The 20331-nt window shown below is 66.5% G+C and carries 16 protein-coding genes; 7 read left to right on the top strand and 9 right to left on the bottom strand.

Annotation, left to right across the window (positions count from 1 at the left end; all coding sequences use genetic code 11):
* Positions 1-229: 229 nt before the first annotated feature.
* Entirely contained in the window at positions 230-1684 is a 1455-nt protein-coding gene (locus AB4Y43_RS14980) for a DUF1254 domain-containing protein (protein ID WP_368728104.1), read from the bottom strand.
* Between the two features lie 305 nt (positions 1685-1989).
* Here AB4Y43_RS14980 and AB4Y43_RS14975 point away from each other — a divergent pair, with 305 nt between their 5' ends.
* Both AB4Y43_RS14975 and AB4Y43_RS14970 read left to right on the top strand, forming a co-directional pair.
* Positions 1990-4467, top strand: a complete 2478-nt coding sequence (locus tag AB4Y43_RS14975) for a heavy metal translocating P-type ATPase (protein ID WP_368728103.1) — start codon at positions 1990-1992, stop codon at positions 4465-4467.
* A 278-nt stretch (positions 4468-4745) separates the two neighbouring features.
* A complete protein-coding gene (locus tag AB4Y43_RS14970; RefSeq protein WP_368728102.1) occupies positions 4746-6752 on the top strand; it encodes a Cache 3/Cache 2 fusion domain-containing protein in 2007 nt (668 codons plus the stop codon).
* 102 nt (positions 6753-6854) lie between these two features.
* Here the strand turns inward: AB4Y43_RS14970 and AB4Y43_RS14965 are convergent, their stop codons facing one another.
* On the bottom strand, positions 6855-9389 hold the full coding sequence (locus AB4Y43_RS14965; RefSeq protein WP_368728137.1) for a transglycosylase domain-containing protein: 2535 nt from the start codon (positions 9387-9389) through the stop codon (positions 6855-6857).
* A gap of 306 nt (positions 9390-9695) precedes the next feature.
* Here AB4Y43_RS14965 and AB4Y43_RS14960 point away from each other — a divergent pair, with 306 nt between their 5' ends.
* Positions 9696-10868: a porin gene (locus AB4Y43_RS14960; protein ID WP_368728101.1), complete on the top strand. Its 1173-nt coding sequence runs from the start codon at positions 9696-9698 to the stop codon at positions 10866-10868.
* A gap of 12 nt (positions 10869-10880) precedes the next feature.
* On the opposite strand, the gene AB4Y43_RS14955 is transcribed toward AB4Y43_RS14960, so the two are convergent.
* From AB4Y43_RS14955 to AB4Y43_RS14940, 4 genes are all read right to left on the bottom strand, one after another.
* Positions 10881-11177, bottom strand: coding sequence for a hypothetical protein (locus AB4Y43_RS14955; RefSeq protein WP_028202877.1), 297 nt, complete (start codon positions 11175-11177; stop codon positions 10881-10883).
* A gap of 108 nt (positions 11178-11285) precedes the next feature.
* Positions 11286-11900 (bottom strand): flavin reductase family protein, encoded by a 615-nt coding sequence (locus AB4Y43_RS14950; RefSeq protein WP_368682366.1) that lies wholly within the window; start codon positions 11898-11900, stop codon positions 11286-11288.
* 198 nt (positions 11901-12098) lie between these two features.
* Positions 12099-12254 (bottom strand): hypothetical protein, encoded by a 156-nt coding sequence (locus AB4Y43_RS14945; RefSeq protein ID WP_165822904.1) that lies wholly within the window; start codon positions 12252-12254, stop codon positions 12099-12101.
* A 200-nt stretch (positions 12255-12454) separates the two neighbouring features.
* A complete protein-coding gene (locus tag AB4Y43_RS14940; protein ID WP_368728100.1) occupies positions 12455-13291 on the bottom strand; it encodes a hypothetical protein in 837 nt (278 codons plus the stop codon).
* A 376-nt stretch (positions 13292-13667) separates the two neighbouring features.
* Here AB4Y43_RS14940 and AB4Y43_RS14935 point away from each other — a divergent pair, with 376 nt between their 5' ends.
* Positions 13668-14753, top strand: a complete 1086-nt coding sequence (locus AB4Y43_RS14935) for an AGE family epimerase/isomerase (RefSeq protein ID WP_368728099.1) — start codon at positions 13668-13670, stop codon at positions 14751-14753.
* Between the two features lie 73 nt (positions 14754-14826).
* On the opposite strand, the gene AB4Y43_RS14930 is transcribed toward AB4Y43_RS14935, so the two are convergent.
* Positions 14827-16386 (bottom strand): methyl-accepting chemotaxis protein, encoded by a 1560-nt coding sequence (locus tag AB4Y43_RS14930; protein WP_368604934.1) that lies wholly within the window; start codon positions 16384-16386, stop codon positions 14827-14829.
* Between the two features lie 289 nt (positions 16387-16675).
* On the opposite strand from AB4Y43_RS14930, the gene AB4Y43_RS14925 reads away from it, so the two are divergent.
* The 3 genes from AB4Y43_RS14925 (at position 16676) to AB4Y43_RS14915 (ending at position 18551) form a co-directional block, all read left to right on the top strand.
* Positions 16676-17155 (top strand): plasmid partitioning protein RepB C-terminal domain-containing protein, encoded by a 480-nt coding sequence (locus AB4Y43_RS14925; RefSeq protein ID WP_368728136.1) that lies wholly within the window; start codon positions 16676-16678, stop codon positions 17153-17155.
* 292 nt (positions 17156-17447) lie between these two features.
* Positions 17448-18143 (top strand): glycine zipper 2TM domain-containing protein, encoded by a 696-nt coding sequence (locus tag AB4Y43_RS14920; RefSeq protein WP_342946945.1) that lies wholly within the window; start codon positions 17448-17450, stop codon positions 18141-18143.
* Positions 18144-18212: 69 nt separating this feature from the next.
* Entirely contained in the window at positions 18213-18551 is a 339-nt protein-coding gene (locus tag AB4Y43_RS14915; protein ID WP_368728098.1) for an H-NS family nucleoid-associated regulatory protein, read from the top strand.
* Positions 18552-18711: 160 nt separating this feature from the next.
* On the opposite strand, the gene AB4Y43_RS14910 is transcribed toward AB4Y43_RS14915, so the two are convergent.
* A complete protein-coding gene (locus AB4Y43_RS14910) occupies positions 18712-19158 on the bottom strand; it encodes a hypothetical protein (protein WP_368728097.1) in 447 nt (148 codons plus the stop codon).
* Between the two features lie 147 nt (positions 19159-19305).
* Positions 19306-20316: a PoNe immunity protein domain-containing protein gene (locus AB4Y43_RS14905; protein WP_069261845.1), complete on the bottom strand. Its 1011-nt coding sequence runs from the start codon at positions 20314-20316 to the stop codon at positions 19306-19308.
* Between the last annotated feature and the right edge of the window lie 15 nt (positions 20317-20331).

The following is a 20331-nucleotide window of genomic DNA, read 5'->3' as shown; positions in this document are numbered from 1 at the left end:
TCGGACGACGGGAAAACGCCGCCCGCGGCGCAGGTATTGCGCAACAAGAAGTAACAGCGCAAAGGCGATGGCCCGGCGATTGCGCAATGTGCGCCGCGCGTATTGCGCGATGCATGAAAACGCGGGCGGAAAAGCCGGGCGTGGCGCGCTCGAACGGGCTTATACGGCGCAAAAAAAAACGTTGGCGGGACCGTGCCCCGCCAACGCTTCGTTCAGGCCGGTTCAGCGATTACTGCCGCTCGACGGCGGGCGGCTGCCAGCTGCCGTCGGTCGCTTGCGGCTTCGCGGCGTAGAGGCGCATCACGAGCCGGAAGTCGCCATGCGGCGCCGGCACCCAGTTCGCGCCGCCGCGCGGCCGCTCGGCGCTCACCTGCACGTCGAGCGAGCCGTCGCGGTTGCGCCGTGCGCCGCTGCGGTCGCCGAACGCTACGCGCACGGGCGCGTCGGCGTCGAGCGCGCCGTCGGTGGTATAGGCCGTGATCGACCAGAAGCCGCGCACCGGCGGCAGCTGCTTCGCCGTGAAGTGAATCGTGTAGCGGTTCGCGCCGTTGAGCGCATGCCCGTCGCTGTCCTGGCTCACGCGGGCGCGCACTTCGTCGCGGGTCGTCGGCAGACCCGGCGACGTGTACGCCGCGTAGGCGCGCAGCGAGTAGTCGGGGCCGTAGTTGCCTGCGTCGTCGCCCACCCAGAGCCAGCCGTTGCCCGCCAGCAGGTTGGACGGCGGCGTCGCGGCGCGCGTGCGGCCATCGGCGAGACCCGCCTTGATGACCGCGGCGTCCTTCGCGCCCGAGGGCAGCTGCGCCGGGTCGCCCGGGTGTACGCCAATGTCGCCGAGAATCTTGAGCGCGTGCGCGTCGTCTGCCGTGGGCGGGTTGTCTTCCAGCGCCAGGGCGAGCCGGTCGAAGAAACCGTGCGCGTCGAGCGCCGCGACCTGGGCGGACGGTGTGCCCGGCGCCACCGGATCGCCGCTCTGCGTGGCGCCGGTCGGCTCGTTGCCGCGGACGCGGTGAGCGCCGGCCTTGCCGCGCGCGCCGCGCTCGTCCCACCCGGACAGCGCTGTGACCTGCAGCCCGTGCTGCAGCCGCCGCACGGCCGCGAGGTCGGCGCCGCCGCGTGTCTGGATGCGCGCGAGGAACCACACGTAGCGCGTCGACACGTCGACGCGCTTCACGCGCGCGGGCAGCGTGCCCTTCCAGCCGGCCGGAACAAATGCAATCGTTTGCGCTTTCAGTCCGCTGACACGTTCACCCGACTGCGCGGCGGCGGTCGACCAGACGACGTTCGTCCACATGTCGAGCGCGCGTGCGTCCATGTAGCGGCCGTGCGTGTCGGGCAGCGTGACGAGCACCGGCTCGCTCGATACGTCGAGCCAGCCGCTGGAAGTCAGCGTGTCGAGGTTGGGTTCGAGCGGGCTCGAGGCCCCGACGGGCGGCAGCGACTGCGCGTGGCGCAGCGTGTTCGGCGCGGCCTGGCCGGGCCCGCTGCCGGTGGCGGATTCGCGCGCCACGTCCATCAGCACGAGCGGATAGCCAAACACGTAGGAGTCGGAGACTTCGTCCTTCATCCAGCCGTTGCTCTTCGGCGCAACGTCGCCCAGCGCCGAGGCGCATCCGGCAATCAGGGCAAGGCAGGCGAGCGCGGAGCAGCTACGGTACGTAGAGAATGCTCGATGTATTGTTGTCATTTGTTGGTTGTATTCGGTGCGGGCGGTCCATGAAGTGACGTCGACCGGCTGGCCACTCCGCGCGGCCCCCCCAGGGCCGTAGTGAAATGCACGCGGCAAGGCGCCAATGCCGCCGGTTGGTATCGTATCGCTCGCGCATGGGCCTGAAAAGACTGTGGCGTGGAATATTGCCTTACAGGCAGAGAGCTTGCGCTCAGGACTTCCCTCTGAAACGAAAGGGGCGTAGTGTCGCGCCCCTTGACCTTCCCATGATGGGAACGTAGATACTGCGTAACATCGATGACAGCCAGTGCTCGCACCCCATCATGAATGAACCCCTCGTAGCAGAACGCACCGATACCGCCGTGGCCGAACTCGAAGTCCACGGCATGACGTGCGCCTCGTGCGCCATGCGCGTCGAGAAAGCGCTTGCCAAGGTCCCGGGCGTCACGCGCGCCTCGGTCAACCTCGCCACGGAAAAGGCCACCGTCGAGGCCAGCGGCGGCGTCGCGCCCGCCGCGCTCGTCGCCGCCGTCGAAAAGGCCGGCTATGAAGCCGTGCCCGTCGCCACGGAAGCCACGACGCTCGCCATCGGCGGGATGACTTGCGCGTCGTGCGCGAACCGCGTCGAGAAGGCACTTGCGCGCGTGCCCGGCGTGGCTGGCGTAAGCGTGAACCTCGCCACCGAGCAGGCCACCGTCAACACCCGCTCGCCGCTCACGGGCGAATTGCAGGACCTGCTCGTCGCCGCCGTCAAGAAGGCCGGCTATGAAGCCACGCCACTCGCCGCCGACGAAGGCGCCGCCGCCCCGCAGAAAGGCGCCGCCGCCAGCGACGAAGCGCGCCGCGAATGGCGCGCCGTGCTGATTTCGGCCGTGCTCACGGCCCCGCTCGTGCTGCCGATGTTCGGCCACTGGCTCGGCCTCGACTGGATGCTGCCCGCCGCGGCACAGCTGGCGCTGGCGAGCGTCGTCCAGTTCGTGTTCGGCGCGCGCTTCTACCGCGCCGCGTGGAAGGCCGTGCGCGCCGGCGCGGGCAACATGGATCTGCTGGTCGCGCTCGGCACCTCGGCCGCGTATGGCGTGAGCGTCTATGCGATGCTCGCGCACCCCGGCGACATGGCCCATCTGTATTTCGAGGCTTCGGCGGTGGTGATCACGCTGGTGCGCTTCGGCAAGTGGCTCGAAGCGCGCGCGAAGCGCCAGACCACCGACGCAATCCGCGCCCTCAACGCGCTGCGGCCCGATCGCGCGCGCATCCGCGTCGGCGGTGCAAATGGCGCCAACGCAGAGGAGCGCGAAGTCCCGCTCGCCCAGGTTCGCGTGGGCACCGTGGTGGTCGTGCGCCCCGGCGAGCGTGTGCCCGTGGACGGGGTCGTGCTCGAAGGCCGCAGCCACATCGACGAATCGCTCATCACGGGCGAAAGCCTGCCCGTGCCGAAAGCGCCCGACGATCCCGTCACAGCCGGCTCGATCAACGGCGAAGGCGCGATCGCCGTGCGCACCACGGCCATCGGCGCGGAAACCACGCTTGCACGCATCATTCGCCTCGTGGAAAGCGCGCAGGCCGAAAAGGCGCCGATCCAGCGTCTCGTCGACCGCGTGAGCGCCGTGTTCGTGCCGGCGATTCTCGTGATCGCGGCCATCACGCTGGGCGGCTGGCTGTTCGCGGGCGCGAGCGCCGAAACGGCGATCCTGAACGCTGTAGCCGTGCTCGTGATCGCCTGCCCGTGCGCGCTCGGCCTCGCCACGCCCGCCGCGATCATGGCCGGGACCGGCGTGGCCGCGCGCCACGGCGTGCTCATCAAGGACGCCGAAGCATTGGAGACCGCCCACAACGTGAGCGTGGTCGCCTTCGACAAGACCGGCACGCTCACGCTCGGCCAGCCCTCGCTCACCGCGTTCGATGCGGCCGAAGGCCTCGAGCATGGCGAGACGCTCGCGCTCGCCGCCGCCGTGCAGCGGCACAGCGATCACCCGCTCGCGAAGGCCGTGGTGCAGGCGTATGACGCCCAGGCCGAAGCCCAGGCGTCAGCCGCTTTGGCTGTCGCCGCCCATGCGCGCGCGGTGCCGGGGCGCGGCGTGGAGGCCGAAGTGAACGGCCGGCGCCTCGCCATCGGCAGCGGCCGCTGGCTCGACGAACTGGCGCTCGCCGTACCGCCCGCGCTCGCGGACCGCGCGCGTTCGCTCGAAGAGGCGGGCAATACGGTGTCGTGGCTCTTCGAGCCGCACGGCGGGGTGCTCGCCCTGCTCGCTTTCGGCGACACCGTGAAGCCCACGGCGCGCGAAGCCATTGCGAGCCTCGAGGCGATGGGCATCCGCAGCGTGCTCGTGACCGGCGACAACGCGGGCAGCGCGGCGGCCGTGGCCGCGCAGCTCGGTATCCGCGAAGTCCATGCGCAGGTGCTGCCCGACGACAAGGCGCGCACGATCCGCGACCTCAAGATCAGGAGCGGCGGTATCGTCGCGATGGCCGGCGACGGCATCAACGACGCGCCGGCGCTCGCCGCCGCCGACATCGGCATCGCCATGGCCACGGGCACCGACGTCGCCATGCACGCGGCAGGCATCACGCTGATGCGCGGCGACCCCGCGCTCGTTGCCGCCGCAATCGATATTTCGCGGCGCACGTGGCGCAAGATCCAGCAGAACCTGTTCTGGGCGTTCTTCTACAACCTGATCGGGATTCCGCTCGCCGCCTTCGGCCTGCTCAACCCCATGCTCGCGGGCGCGGCCATGGCGTTTTCCAGCGTGAGCGTCGTGACCAACGCGCTCTTGCTCAGAACGTGGCGAGCCCGCCGCTGACGGCCGCGCAGAGGATTGCACAGCGCGAGCGACGTATCGCGAGAAACATAACGAAAGGGCGCTTCATGCGCCCTTTCTTTGTGGTGGCGTTATTTTGGGTTCCGAAATATCCCACAATCTGCACACCGAAAATGGCGTAATCCATCGGTAATCTTTATGCGATTGTAAGGTTTTTCGGTTCTAGCCCTAAAGGATCGCGCGCGCGCGCCGTAATGCGTCATGCCAGCGCCTCGAAGGCGCAGGTTCCTTCTTTACAAGCTCTTTCCGGAACCGAATCCATGCTTTCACGCTTATCAAGCCGCGCGAGTGTCGGCGTGCGCCTCGCCTTGCTATCGTGCGTGCTCGTCGCAGCCATATTTGCCGCCTTCACGTGGGCGATCACGCATTCGGCGGCGACGCAGGTCGGCCACCAGGTGCGCTCGCGCATTGCCGAAAAGGATCAGGCGGTCGCCTCGTCGATCTCGCTCATCAACGGCGCGCTCGAAACCGAAGTCGACCGTGCCATGCAGCTCTTCGAGAGCTTCCTGCCCGGCGCCTTCACGCTCGACCCCACGCAAACGGTCGACATTGCCGGCAAGGCCACGCCGGTCTTCAAGTCCGGCGATCACGTGCTGAATCTGGACTTCACGATCCCCGACCAGTTTCTCGCGCGCAGCGGCGAAATCGCCACCGTTTTCGCGCGCAGCGGCGACGACTTCGTGCGCGTGACCACGTCGCTCAAGAAGCAGGACGGCTCGCGCGCGATCGGCACGCTGCTCGACCGCAAGGGCCCGGCGTATGGCCCGGTGATGGCCAACCGCACCTTTACCGGCCTCGCCCAATTGTTCGGCAAGCAGTACATCACGCAGTACAAGCCGATTCTCGACGCCAGCGGCCACGTGATCGGCGCGCTGTTCGTCGGCGTGGATGTGGGCGCGCAGATCGATGCGCTCAAGAGCGAGATCGCCAAGCTCAAGATCGGCGAGAGCGGCTACTACTTCGTGATGGACGCTTCGAACGGCCCGACGCGCGGTACCTTCCTGGTCCACCCGAGCGCCGTCGGCAAACACTACGACGACGCCGCCGCGCCCTGGTCGCGCATGCTCGAAACGCGCGAAGGCACGCTCGACTACACCTCCGCCGACTCGACGCGAGGTGAAGGCGACGCGCGCGCCAAGTTCGTCTCGTTCGTGAGCGTGCCGCAGTGGCAATGGCTCGTGGGCGGCGTCGCCGTGCGCGACGAAATCATGGCCGACGTGAACGCCACGCGCGACCGCTTCGCGGCCATCGGCCTCGTGCTGGTCGCGCTGTTCGCCGCGCTGTCGATCTACGCGGCGCGCCGCCTCGTGAGCCGGCCGCTCGACGCCGCCGCGCACGCCGCCGGCCAGCTCGCCGCGGGCGACCTCACGGTGCGCATCGGCAATGACAGCCGTAACGGCATCGGACAAGGCGATGCAGCGCACGCGCAAGGCACGGCGGGTGCCGACGAGATCGGCCGCCTCACGCGCGCCATCGACGGCATCGGCGTGGGCCTCGCGCAGATCGTCGCGCAGGTGCGCAGCGCCACCGCGCAGATGAGCGAGGACACCTCGCGCATCGCGCAAGGCAGCGGCGAGATCGCTTCTCGCATCGCGAGCCAGGCGAGCAGCCTGGAGGAGACGGCGGCGAGCATGGAAGAGCTCACGTCCACCGTGCAGCAGAATGCCGATCACGCGACGCGCGCCAACACCGTGGTGACGAGCGCAGCCGAAGCCGCGCTCGACGGCGGGCGCGCCGTGAGCCGCGTCGTGGAAACGATGAACGACATCAGCCGCGCATCGCAGAAGATTGCCGAGATCACGGGTGTGATCGACGGCATCGCGTTCCAGACCAACATCCTCGCGCTCAACGCGGCCGTGGAAGCCGCGCGTGCGGGCGAGCACGGCAAGGGCTTCGCGGTGGTCGCGAGCGAAGTGCGCGCGCTCGCGCAGCGCAGCGCGGCGGCCGCGAAGGAAATTTCGGCGCTGATCACCGAATCGTCGTCGACGGTCGAAACGGGCTACCGGATCGCCGGCGAAGCGAGCACGACCATGCGCGGCATCGTCGCGCGCGTGGATGAAGTGCGCTCGATCATCGGCGAGATCAGCGTGGCCTCTCGCGAACAATCGGGCGGTATCGAGCAGGTCAATATCGCGGTTTCGCAGATCGGCGCGGCGACGCAGCAGAGCGCCGCGCTGGTGGGCGACGCCGAGCGCGCCGCCGCCGCGCTCAACGATCATGCAGCGGCGCTCGCCGAACTCGTCTCCGTGTTCAAGGTGCGCGAGTAACGCACGCGTAGCACCTTCAGAGCATGATTCGCAGTGCCCAACAAATGAAAAAGGCAGCGTCACAAAGACGCTGCCTTTTTTGTTAACGGCGCGACGCCCCGCTCATTGCCCCTGCTGCGGCTGGGCCACGGGCGGCGTGTAGCTCGCGCTCGCGCCCGGCGTGTCAGGGTCCGTCTCGTCGGGCGTCGGGGTCGGTGCGAGCGCCGGCGCCTGTGCCGGATACGAAGGCTGCGGGGCCTGCGCCGCCGGCGCGCTGGACGGCCCGATGATCGGTGGCAGGCCCATGATGGCGCGCGCGGCGGATTCGGCGGCCGCCGCCGAAGCAGCAGACGGCGCCGATGCCTCCGCTGGCACCGATGCGCCCGCCTCGGAAGCCGCAGCCGGCACGGATGCAGGTGCCGGCGCGCTCACGCGCGGCGGCGGCGCATGCCGCACCGGCGGGGCGGGAGGCGGCGCTTCGTGCTTGCCGAACAGTTTGTCCATCCACGCCCGCAGGTTCTCGCGGAAGGTTTCGAACGCGCCCGGCGTCACCTCGGTGTTGAAGCGCGCACGCGGATCGACGAGGCGCGAGCGCAGCGCACGCTGGAAGAAGTCGCCGACGATCGGCAGTGCGCTGCGTGCGCCCTGCCCCCAGTAGTCGTCAAGCGTCACGCGGCCGTCGTCGAAGCCCACCCACGCGCCCGCCACGAGTTGCGGGTCCATCAGGATGAACCAGCCGTCCGTGTTGCCCTGGGTCGTGCCGGTCTTGCCTGCCACGTCGCCGCGTATGCCGAAGCGCGTGCGGATGGCCGAGCCCGTGCCGCGGTTCACGACGTCGCGCATCGTGTCGAGCAGCGTGCGGTCCGCCTCTGCCGAAAGCGCCCGCTCGGGCGAAGCGCTCTCGAACTGCGCGAGCACGTTGCCCTTGTGGTCCTCGATACTCGTGACCATGCGCGGTTCGAGGTACTCGCCGTCGTTGGCGATGGTGCTGTACGCGGAGACCATCTCCTTCAACGTGACCGGGCTCGTGCCGAGCGCGAGCGACGGCACCGGGGCGAGCTGGCTGTCGCGCACGCCCATCGCGCGCGCGAGCCGCGCGACCTTGTCCGGGCCCACCGTCTGCATGAGCTGCGCGGTGATGCGGTTGCGCGAGAACGCGATCGCGTCGCGCAGCGTCATCGGACGATTGCTCGGCGGCACGTCGTCGGTCGGCTTCCAGATTTCGCCTCCCGCCAGCGGGATTTCCACCGGCTGGTCGATGAACGTGTCGCTCGGCTTTGCGCCCGCCGCGTAGGCCGCGCCGTACACGAACGGCTTGAACGTCGAGCCCGGCTGACGGCGTGCCTGCTGCACGTGGTCGAACGGTTCGTCGGTAAAGTCGCGGCTGCCCACCCACGCCTTGATCTGCCCGCTGCGCGGGTCGATGGCGAGGAAGCCCGCCTCCACCGCGGTCTTGCTCTTGCAGAGGTTGCGCATGAAGGTGCGGTCGCCGGCGAGCCGCTTGAGCGCGTCGGCGTCGTTCGCACCGGCGTCGCGTGCGCTCTTGTAGTCCTGCGTTTCGCGCATGAAGGTCGCGAACAGGTCGTTGCCGGCCACGCAGCCGTTGCGTCCGCTCCATGCGCCGTTGGCGATGCCCTGCAGCTGGTTCGTGTGCTGGCGCAGCGCGGCGGTAGCCATCTGCTGGAGGCGCGAATCGATCGTGGTGCGCACCACGAGGCCATCCGAATAGATGTTGTAGTCGTTGCGGTCGGCCCACGAAATCAGCCACTTGCGCAGTTGCAGCGCAAAGTGCGGCGCGGGGCCGGGCGGCTCGGTCTGACGCTCGAAGTCGAGGCGCAGCGGCTTCTTCGAAAGCGTGGCGTACTGCGCCTCGCTGAGCTTGCCGTACTTCACCATCTGGCCGAGCACGGTGTTGCGCCGCGCGAGCGCGCGCTCGGGGTTGATCACCGGGTTGTAGTAGGCGTTGCCCTTGAGCATGCCGGTGAGCGTCGCGGCTTGCAGGATGTCGAGCTGATCCGCCGACACGCCGAAGTAGGTGCGCGCCGCCATCTCGATGCCATAGGCGTTGTAGAGGAACGGCACCGTGTTCAGATACGTCTCGAGAATCTGCTGCTTGCTGTACACCGCCTCGATCTTGAACGCCGTGATCGCTTCCTTGATCTTGCGCGTGAGCGTGGGCGCGCGGCCGATTTCATCGGGATAGAGATTGCGCGCGAGCTGCTGCGTAATGGTCGAGCCGCCCTGGCGCTCGCCCGAGAACGTGTGCAGCGCCGCGCCCGCCGTGCGCTTGAAGTCGATGCCGTGGTGCTCGTAGAAGCGGTGATCCTCGGTGGAAATCAGCGCATCGACCATGTGCGGCGAGATCTGCGCGAGCGGCACCCATTCGCGATTCGAGGGCTTGAACTCGGCGAGCACCTTGCCGTCGGCGGACAGAATCTGGGCCGGTTCGTCCACCCGCGCCTTGCGGATGTCGCCAATGCCCGGCGTGAACGGAATCAGCACGAGCACGTAGAGCACGACGAGCGCCGGCAACGCGCCAATCGTCATGAGCACACCGCGCCGCGTGGGATGCCGCACATGGTGGAGCGCACGCGCGAATGCGGGACGGACAAACCCGCCCAGCCGCGCGGCGGCAGGCCTCAGGCGGGACAACGACATCGCGATTCGATCGCGGATCAACGGCACGTAACGCTTCACGCGGCAGGTAGGGTCGGCTGGCAAAGCGTGAATCGTACCAAACTCGCAAGGCCGCTCCTGCTTCGGGCCGGGCGCAAGCCCAGCATCGCCCAAGTCGATGCCCGAATCGATTTATGACAGAGAGATGAAATCATCCTTCCAGATCGAGGAAGAATCCTCTCCAGTCACAGCCGGTTTTTCCGGCGCCTGTCACTGCCTACACTCCTGTCGCTGTTGCAAACCCGCTTTTGCATACGCCGCGAAACAACAACGCTACAGGAACCTCGAATGAAGAACCCCCTCTCGCTCACCACCGCTGCCGCCGTGCTCGGCGCACTCGGCACGCTCGCCGCGCCCGCCGTCCACGCGCAAAGCTCGGTCACGCTCTACGGCCTGATCGACGCCGGCATCATGTACACGAACAACGTCGCGAGCGGCAAGTCGGGCGGCGCGCTCTGGCAGGCAACGAGCGGCAACGTGAACGGCAGCCGCTTCGGCGTGCGCGGCAGCGAGGACCTGGGCGGCGGCCTGCATGCGGTCTTCGTGCTCGAAAACGGCTTCAACGTGCAGAACGGCAAGCTCGGCCAGGACGGCCGCATGTTCGGCCGTCAGGCCTACGTGGGCCTCGCGAGCGACCAGTTCGGCTCGCTCACGCTCGGCCGCCAGTACGACTCGCTCGTCGACTTCGTCGCGCCGCTCTCGGCCACGGCGGGCACCTTCGGCGACACGGGCTTCGCGCATCCGTTCGACAACGACAACCTGAACCACTCGCTGCGCATGAGCAACGCCGTCAAGTTCACGAGCAACACGTATAGCGGCCTGAAATTCGGCGCGTTGTACGCGTTCTCGAACCAGACCGACTTCGCCGTGAACCGCGCCTACAGCTTCGGCGCCAGCTACACCAACGGGCCGCTCGCCATCGCGGCCGGTTATCTGCAGCTGAACGGCACCCAGGGCGCAACGGCAAGCAGCCCGGGCGCGGTGGATCTCGCGGAATCGACGGCCAACGGCAAGGGCGGCTTCGCGCTCGGCGCCGACCGCCTGCGTTCGTTCGGCGGCGGTATCAACTACACGTTCGGGCCGGCGACGGCTGGCTTCGTCTTCACGCGCAGCGAGTATGCGGGCACCAGCTCGTTCGGCTCGCAGGGCGGCGACATGAGCTTCAACAACTACGAAGTGAACGGGAAGTATCAGTTGAACCCCGCGTGGAGTCTCGGTCTCGCCTACACCTTCACGGACGGCCACGTGAGCAACACGACGACCTACGGCGCCGATCCGAAGTGGAATCAGGTGGACGCACAGGTCGTGTACCGCCTCTCGAAGCGCACCGACCTCTACGGCGAGGCCATGTACCAGCACGCCTCGGGACACAACTATGTGGCGTTCATCAACACGGCGGGCGGCGCGTCGACGACGGCCAATCAAGTGGTGGGCACGGTGGGGTTGCGCGCCCGCTTCTGATCGTGCTTCTCGTCACAACACGAGCGAAAGCGCGATCGACACCCACACGGCAGCCGCGCCGCAGAGAAAGGCGCGGCGCGCCATCAGGAAGCGCGACTCGTCGTTGGGCTTCGCGGGCGATGTGGCGAGCCAGGGCACGCTGCCGAGGCACGCGAAGCCCGCGAGCGCGATGCCGACGACCACCCGGTCGCCGATGCGCCAAGCCGACGGCTCGTGCAGCCCCCAGTAGCCCAGTGCGATCAGGCCGATCGAAAACATCGTCGAGGCGGCAGAACTGAGCGCCACCACCGATCCCGTCGGAGATTGCATGGATTGCCTCCCTGCGCGCTTCGCGCTGTCGGGCCATTATCGGCGGGCGGGCAGCACGCGGCAACGCCGCCGCGATCCGTTCATCCCGACGCGCACGCCCGCAGCGGCTTACGCGCTCGGCCGCACCATCTGGAACATCTCGCCGATCTGCGCGTAGTCGGCGCGATAGCCTGCCCGCATCACGGGCTGGGCCGCTTGCGTATCGAACAGGCCGTCCTTCAGGAATTCCTCGCGAATGTGCACACCCACCACCTGCCCCAGCGCGAGCCAGTTGTCCATGGGCGCGCCGTCCAGCGTGTTGAGCCGCACGACCTTCAGCAGCTTGCATTCGAGCGCGGCAGGCGACTCGGCCACATGCGGCACCGCCACGCTGCGGCCCGGCGCGGCCGTGAGGCCCGCGAGCGCGAATTCGTCGACGTCGGCGGCGACCGGCGCGGAGGTGCGGTTCATCTGCGGCGCCAGCGCCTTCGACGTGAGATTCCAGACGAACTCACCGGTCTCTTCGATGTTGCCGATGCTGTCCTTGCGGCCTTCGCTGCAGAACCCGATGATCGGCGGAAATGTGGCGAACGCGCCGAAGAAGCTGTAGGGCGCGAGATTGAGCGCGCCGCTTTTTGCGCGGCTGGAAATCCAGCCGATCACGCGCGGCGCGACGATCGCCTTGAATGGATCGTGCGGCAGGCCATGGCCCTGGGCGGGGTCGTAGAAGTAGGTATTGGACATGATGAGGCTTAGCGATTTCGAAGCGGCACCACTATGACACGAGCCGCGCGCGGCTGCCGACAAGCCAGTGGCTTGCAGCCGCCCCCAAACGCAGCAAGGCCGGCTCTCTTGCGAGAGCCGGCCTTGCTTGAAGACCTGGCGGTCTGACCGGAGAAACGCGTTGGACGGCGCGCGCCACCCGAAGCGTTTCAGCTTCGATCAGTCACGCGGCATGCCGAACGGCATGTAGTGCGAACGGCGAACGCGCTCCGCTTCGCGGTGGCGCGCTTCGTACGAGTATTCCGAATCCATCGGCAGATACGGCGACGCGAAGAGGTCGCTTACCTTTTGGAACAGGGCAAAGATGAAGCTCATGGCGACTCCCAGTTAGGCTGCGGTTCAGGGTTTTCCCTAAGACAGAACGAATTATAGGGTTTTCCCTAGGGCAACGCTAGTGCAGCGCAGCAAAAAAACTGCGACGCGCCGTCGCACGGGGTCGAGCGCAATCGATGCGTTGCAGCAATACAACGCATCGAGATTTCAGGTACAGGGGCAGGATCGCGGGGCGAAGCCGGTCAGCGCGTGGCTTTCTGGGCGCTTTTCGCGTGAGGCGTACGCGTGGAATGGGCCGCTGCGCGGTGCGCGGGCGCGGGCGAGGCCTTGGCGGACACCGCTCTGGACGACACACGTGCGGGCGGCGGCGCCGGGGTTTCCGCGGCGGCGGCCGCAGTGGCCGCAGCAGCCGCGGCGGCGGCGGTTTGCGCGGCCATGCGCTGCGACAGGTCGTCGAGCGTGGACTGCTGCTTCAGGATGAATTGCTCGAGGCGCGCCTCGTCGGCGCGGGATTCGTTTGCGAGGCTGTCGAGCCGCACCGACTGCGCGATCCCGAACCCGACCGATGCGAGCACCGCCACCGACGCGGCGGTAAGCACCCACTTTTGTTGCCGCGACGAGGCGACCGCCATACGGCGCTGCTCGGCGAGCGCGCCCTGGAGCGCGTCGAGGCGCTGCGTAAGCGCGTCCGGCTCGGGGGCCGCGTGAGCCGCTTCGGACGCGAACCCGATGGGCTCCACGCCCTCGGCGGGGCCGGCGGCAAACGACGGCTCGGCGACAAAGGCTGCGGGACCCGGTTCCTGCACCACTCCAATGCCCGGCTCCACCGCTTCGGCCACGGCAGGAGCAGCAACTCGTTTCGCCCGCGGCGCGCGGCGCGCAGTCGTTGCAGCCGCAACAGGGCTCGTCGCGCTGGCTTCGTCGACGGGCATTGCCACCGCTTGAGCCGACTCCGGGCTTTCGAAGCCGCTCAGCGTGCCCTGACGCACGGCGGCATCCGCTTCGGCAACGGCCGCGAGCCCGTCGACGGCAAGTGCGTGCGGAGCATCGGATTCGACAGCAAGCGGGGATTCAGTCACGTCGGACGGCGCGGACGTCGCGTGGGGCTGCCACGGCGCGTTGCGTTCGGGATGCGAAGAGCTCAAGGATGCGGTATCTGCGTAATCAGCCATGTGTCAGCGATGCGGTTCGCGTCGCGCGCCGGCCGGTCACGGCCGCTTGGCGACGTCCTCGTGTTCTGGTTCGAACGCGCATTGTCGCATGCCGGAACGCACGGCCAAGGGCTCTTCCCCGACTTACCCAGCCGGCATCGACCGACACCCCGCGCAGGTCAGCCAGGTGCGCAGTCGTGGGCGAGCGTGCTGCGCCGCCTGGAATGTCCCGCGCAGTTTGCGAATGCGTACAATCGCCGGCATTGCTCTTTCGATGCGACGCGCTTCGCCGCAACTTTTCGCCATGAACACACCTACGAGCGCAGCCAGCCTGCGCGAGCATTTCGACCGCGTCGTCCTGCCGATGTGGCGCGGCCCCGGCTTCAATGCCGAACTGCGCCTGCCCTACGAGGCGCTCGATGCGGCCGGCGCGCAGCCACTACCCGTCACGCGCTACCGCGCGATGGCGTGTGCCCGCCAGCTCTTCGTTTTCTCCCAGGCCGGCGACGCCGCGCACGCGCAAACGCTCTTCGAAACGCTGCGCCACACATATCGGGACCCGCAGCACAGCGGATGGTTCTATAGCGTCGACGCAGCCGGCGCGCCGCTCGACACCACCAAGGACCTCTACACGCACGCCTTCGTGGTGTTCGCCACTGCGGCCTACGGCCAGCGCTTCGGCGCCACCGAGGCGCTCGACGTCGCGCGCGAAACGTCCTCGCTGATCGTCGACCGCTTCGCGGCCCGCGACGGCCTGCTCAACGCGGCGCTCGACGCGTCCTTCGCGAGCGTTACCGGCGGCCCGCTGCAGAATCCGCTCATGCACCTCACCGAGGCCTGGCTCGCGGCGAGCGAGGCGACCGGCGACAGCGCGTTCGACACGGCGATCACGCGGCTCGTCGAGGCCCTCGCGCGCGGCTTCCTGCACGCGCCGACGGGCTGCATCGCCGAATTGCCGGTCGGCGCGGCGGACAACCGCCTCGAGCCCGGTCATCAGTTCGAATGGTTCTGGCTGGCTTCGCGTGCGGGCGCCCGGTTGGGCGCGTCGGGACTGGACGAAGCGCTCGCGCGCGCCTTCGTCTTTGCACAGAAGCACGGCGTCGACCCGGAAACGGGCGCCGTGGCGGCCGCGCTCGACGAGCAGGGCCGGGTGATCGATGCGACGCAGCGTATCTGGGCGCAAACGGAATACTTGCGCGCGCTCGCCACGCACGGCGACGCCGCGGTGCGCGCCGCGCTCGCGCCGCAGATCGGGCGCTTCGCGCCGCGCTTTCTCACGCCGCAGGGCTGGGTGGAATGCCGCAGCGCAAACGGTGACGTGGCGCGCGCGGACATGCCGTCCACGACGCCGTATCACCTCTTGACGGCCTATCAGGGCATGGGCGTTTGAGGCACAACCACGCGAAGCGCCGAGGCAGACGGGCGCAAGCCCGCCGCCAAGGCGCCCAGACCGCTCGAGTCGCTTAGGCCGCCAGCACCGCCGGCGAAATCTCGAACGCCGCCACGGCCTCGGAAAGCTGGCGCGTCTGCTGATGCAGCGAAGCCGCGGCAGCCGCGGCCTCCTCGACGAGCGCCGCATTCTGCTGGGTCATCTGGTCCATCTGCGAGACGGCCTGATTCACCTGATCAATGCCCGTGCTCTGCTCGAGCGACGAGGCGCTGATACCCGCCATCATCTGCGTGGCGCGCGAAATCGAGTTCGACACCTCGCGCATCGACTCGCCCGCGCGCTCCACCAGCTCCGAGCCGCCGCGGATCTGCGAAACCGACTCGCTGATCAGCGTCTTGATCTCCTTGGCCGACTGCGCGCTGCGCTGCGCGAGCCCGCGCACCTCGCCCGCCACGACCGCGAAACCGCGGCCCTGCTCGCCCGCGCGCGCCGCTTCCACGGCCGCGTTGAGCGCGAGAATGTTGGTCTGGAACGCGATGCCGTCGATCACGCCGATGATTTCCGCGATCTTGTCCGAGCTTTGCGCGATGCCGCGCATGCGCTCGACCACCTCGCCCACCACGGCGCCGCCGCGTGCGGTCGCGTCGAGCGCCGCCTCGGCCAGCGCGTTCGCCTCGCGCGCGTTGTCGGCCGTGTTGCGCACCGTGCCCGTCAGTTCCTCCATGCTCGCCGCCGTCTGCTCCAGCGACGCCGCCTGCGATTCGGTGCGCGCCGAAAGATCGGCGTTGCCGGTGGCGATCTCGTCGGCGCCCACGTTGATCGAGCCCGCCGTTTCGCGCACGGTGTGGACCGTGCGCGCCAGGCTCGACTGCATCAGCGCAAGGCCCTGGAACAGCCGGCCGATCTCGTTCTCGCCGCGCGCGGCGATGCGCTCGTCGAGGCGCCCGCGCGCGATGCGCTCGAAATGGCGGCCCGCCTCCTCGAGCGGCTCCACTACGCCGCGGCGCAGCGCGAGGTGCACGCCGGTCGCGAGTGCGATCAGCAGGACCAGGATGACGATGCCGACGATCTGGAAGAGCGCGAGGCGCGAGTCGATCGAATCGAGCGAAGCGCGGCTCGCCGCGGCGTTGAACTGCGCAAAGGCGTGCAGTTCGGCGAGATAGGCGTCCTGGTACGACTGCGTCGGCTGGTCGAGGAAGGCCTGCAGATTGTTGCCGTTGAGGTCGTCGATCAGCTCGCCGAGCGCCTTGCGGTACACCTGATAGCGCTCGCCGAGCGCGGCGACGCGCGCGCGATTGTCGTCGTTGATCGGCGGGACGGCCATGAGCGCCGCGAACGTGGTGTCGGCGGCGGCCAGCTGGTCGCGCGCGTGATTGACCATGTCGGTCGGCACCGTGCCGCCGCGGACCATGCGCGTGCCCGCGCGCGAGAGATTGATACGGGCGTCCATCAACTGCTGGGTGATGACGTTGGCGGCGCTAGCCTGCCGCAACGCCACCTTCGAGAGGTCGGCCACGTCGTCGTGCGTGCGCGTAAGCGACCAGTAGCCAAGTCCTGCGGTCACGAGCTGTAGTACGCAGAACGCGACGAGGACACACAACAGGCCGGATGCGACCTTGATCTTGCTGAACATCGGGACACCTGGATGGCAGTGAATGAGTGAGGCGCGAGCATGTGATCGCTCGGGCCCGCACTGCGTTTACGGCCACGCAAAGCCGGTTTTTGAGCCCTAAACGGTGAAAAAATGCCCCAAAATGCGCAACGGATCATTTCGGCAATGGTTACACGGTCATTCCATGCATTTCTCGCAACAATAGAATGCCGGCTGGACGCTTACGGCATATCGGATGAGGCCGCCGTGCTGCATGCCGACAAAGCCTGCCCGGCGACAACTTTCAAGGCGCTGAAGCAGATGAAGCCTTCTGGGCAAATGGAGGCTGTCGAGCTCATGTGGGCAGGGAAACTTAACGGCAGCCTTTGCGCGGGCGATTGTTGCTGCCACTCCGCCGGAGCAACTCGAAATTGATGCAGGTACTCGTGGGAAACCGGGCAACGAAGTGTCAGAGCAGCTCGCTGATCTCGACCGTGAACTCGCAACCCTTCAAACTGGTGTAGCACAGACCGATGAACGCCATGGCATCGAGCAGCTACATCTCACGGTGTCAGCCGCTTATATTGCAACACTCCTCAGCAATGAGCGCGTGAGCCGTTGGCTATATGAGCATCATCGCGACTTTGCTGCGCAATTCGAAACCATCAGCCTGGAAGCTCGGAATGAACGCTTCAGGTCGGATTCGAGTGGACCACCGTCGAAAATTTTCGCCGTATCGGGGAAAAGCGGCTTGGTGTTTCGTCGCAAAGGTAACTTGCATCGCCGTGTTAGCGCCAGTCGTTCGGCGTGAGTCGAGCGACTGGGCTACTCTCTGGCCGCAATTCACTTGGGGCAGTGCGAGGCACGTACCCAGCCAAGTCACCTCTTTGGACGATTAGTACCACGGACAGGCGACGCAACCAGAGAATTATCAGGGCTCGGAGACAGAGCTGACGTCCTTGACACTTTAACGGTCCGCCCTCGAAGACGCTCTCCCTTGCCCCTCCGTAGAGCACTACAACTGCTTACAAATCTCACACTGGCCCGGTGCACCGCTGTGTCGATTGCGGCGTTCTTGCTGACACACCTCAACGGAGCGCGACATGAGCACCAATCTGAATTCCGGTTCACCGCAGCGTAGTCGCATTCATCCTTTGGTTGCCGGCGCAGCCGTGGCAGTCATCCTGGCCAGCGCTACAGGTATCGCAGCGATGACAGGCGTGCTTCCGACATCCCGAGCTGTGACCGCTCCTCCGACGCAAGCTATTCCGGTCGCTGCACAAGTCGCGAGCACACCGGTCGCTTCACCGCAATCGAGCGCGGAGCAGCGCGTGACCAGGGAGGAAGCGCCCGCCCAGCCGCGCGTCCATCATCACCATAGCGTGCCAGTTGAGCAGCCCCCGCGGTATGCGAACAACGACACATATCAATCGTCGGCACAACCGGCTCCGAGACCAGTCGCCGTTGACCCGAACGCCGGAGAAGTCGTCGCCGTCAATACGGTCCAGGAACCCGAGCCGACAACGGGTCTCGGGGCCGTAGGCGGAGCGGTCGCCGGCGGGCTGTTGGGAAATCAGGTCGGCGGGGGGCGCGGTCGCGTTCTGGCAACGATTGCCGGCGCCGTCGGCGGTGGCCTTGCAGGCAATGGCATTGAGCATGCTGTTCGCAAGGCGACGAGTTACCAGGTGCAGGTCAGAATGCAGGACGGTAGCTACCGGAACTTCAACTATTCAACGCAGCCGCCGGTCCAGGTCGGCGAGCGCGTTCATGTCTCGGGTGACTCCCTGAGCGCGTCGTAATCAGCCTGTGTTAGCCTGGCGACCTGCGATTACCTGCTCAAGGATTGCATTCAGGGCGAGCACAACTAGATGGACGGACGGAAACGCGAAAGCATAGTGGCCTATCTTCGGCGCAGGATGGCTGAGCTCGAAATCGACCCAGAGGATGTCGCCGCTTCTATCGCCGCGGACCAAGAGCGACTGCGCGCGGCAAAGTACCGCGACGCCTTTGGAAATACCTGGGACGGCAAGGGCAATACCCCTCAGTGGGTCGTGCAGGCGACGAGCGCGGGCCAATCGCTCGAGCATTTTGCAATCCGTGTGCCAGCAGAACCACAATCGGGCAAGCGCGCTGACGTGGACTGGCGACGGGACCCGTTTGCTGGTACCAGACTGGCCACAGTCCGGCCTGAGCCACTTCACGCGTAAAAAGCTGTGCATAGCGTCTCGTGACCGGAGCGCGCTCATCGTTCGGAGAGGAAATCGGTAGTCTCGAAGAACTCTTCCAACCTCCTCTTGAGTGGACGCTCGTGCATCCAAACTTCATTGGTCGCGATCTGCACGGAGTGTTTCACTGTCGACCCGTTGGCTATTCGACGTTGACGACGTCTGAGCAGCGATGGGAGCCCGGCGTAATAGCGATGTGCTTCGCAATGGTCGAGGATTGCCCGCAGAGGTCGGTCACCTTAAGCTTGGAAAAGTCGAAGACGAACTTTTTCCCCTTCCTTGTCACCAGAATCTCGCCAGCGCTCGTGGAGAAAGACTGAACGCCCGGTGCAGTGTCAGACACCGTCGCTACATTGGAGTCGACAGAGCACGAGTTGATGCTCTCCTCGGCCGGAGTGCCTGCCGTGTAGCTGAACTCGCTCACCTTCTCGTCGTCGACGGTCACATGCAGGTAATGGCTAACAATATTCCGGTCCGCCGTGCATCGGTACTTGACAGGTTTGGCCTGGCTCGTGCCAACGGCGCACGCAAGTGCAGGGACCGCCACGGCGAGGGTCGAGACAGTCCTCTGTATCAGGATTCGGGTCATTTTTGAATCGCTTCCCGCTCGCACGTGGGCGGGGTGTCTTCGATTTCACGCAGTCAGCAGGCGAATAATCTTCCGTTGATTTGCTGACGCGCCCAGAAATCTACTTCCGTACGCAGCGTGCCCTTGCTGACTGAACTCACCTAGACCTCAGGCTTTACGTTCGAACTCCCACAGCGCCGGCTGTGGTCGGTACGCGCCATTCCGGTCGGGTGCGAAGACATCCGGCATCGCATCCCCCTGATTTACCAGCACACCAGGTACGTTGTGGCCTTGTGCTTTCCAAACGCCGGTTTCCGGACACGTCTGCCCCGTTCGTACCGTCATTGGTCCACTATCCCGGCGTATTGGCGCGCCGTCTTCCGCTGCATCGAAGTTGCGCGCGAAATCAGCGAGGTCCTTCGGATACAGCAGATGGTCGCGGAAAGAGCTGTCGTCCAGCTGCAGCAGAAATGCGACCGCTGCCGCCTCAACTGCCCAGTAGCCGACGTAGGTACCCTTGCCATTCTTCTGGGCTTCCAGATGTCCGTCGTGCCATGGAGCTGCGGCCATTCCCGGATACCAGGCTTCGAGGTATTCCGTCATGTCGTCGACAGATTCCTTCTTCGTCTCGCGATAGAGACTGAACACGAGGGGCCGATACGGCACGTCGTGATACCAGCTATCTACGTTGATTCGACCATCGAGTTCGTAAGCCAGCAGGTCCTCATACAACGTGTCCTTCCCCCGATAGGAGGGGTCAAACATCTCGACGATGCGCGGCAGCAGGTCACGTCGATGCAGCAGGTAGCAAAAGCCGATGAGCTGCATCGCCGTTTCATATTCGCCAATTTCTTCAAAGACCAATGGCGGTTCGCCGGCATCCTGTCGATTCAGCCGTTGAGCTTTCGCGTACCGTTCAAAGGCTTCGAGAACCGGCTCAAGTTCACCACGCAGCAGCTTGAGGTCCGCTCCACCTGTATACAGGAGTAGGAAGCGTCGATAGACATCGGAAACGAGGTAGCGCTGCGTCAGCGCCTTCCGCTCGTTCTCATTGCTGCCGGTTGGCGCAGTATTTTCGGACCAGTACGCGATGCCGTCATCAAGGAGGTCCAAACGCCACTTGAAGTAGTCCTCGCCAAGAAAGCGTTGCCGCCGTGTCGAATCGAAGTCTTCGTTCATATCCATAATCTCTTA

This window comes from Paraburkholderia sp. BR10872 (genome assembly GCF_040965835.1).
Taxonomy (GTDB): Bacteria; Pseudomonadota; Gammaproteobacteria; order Burkholderiales; family Burkholderiaceae; genus Paraburkholderia; species Paraburkholderia nodosa_A.
Note: the sequence above shows the minus strand (reverse complement) of the source record. Positions and strands in the feature narration are given on the sequence as shown.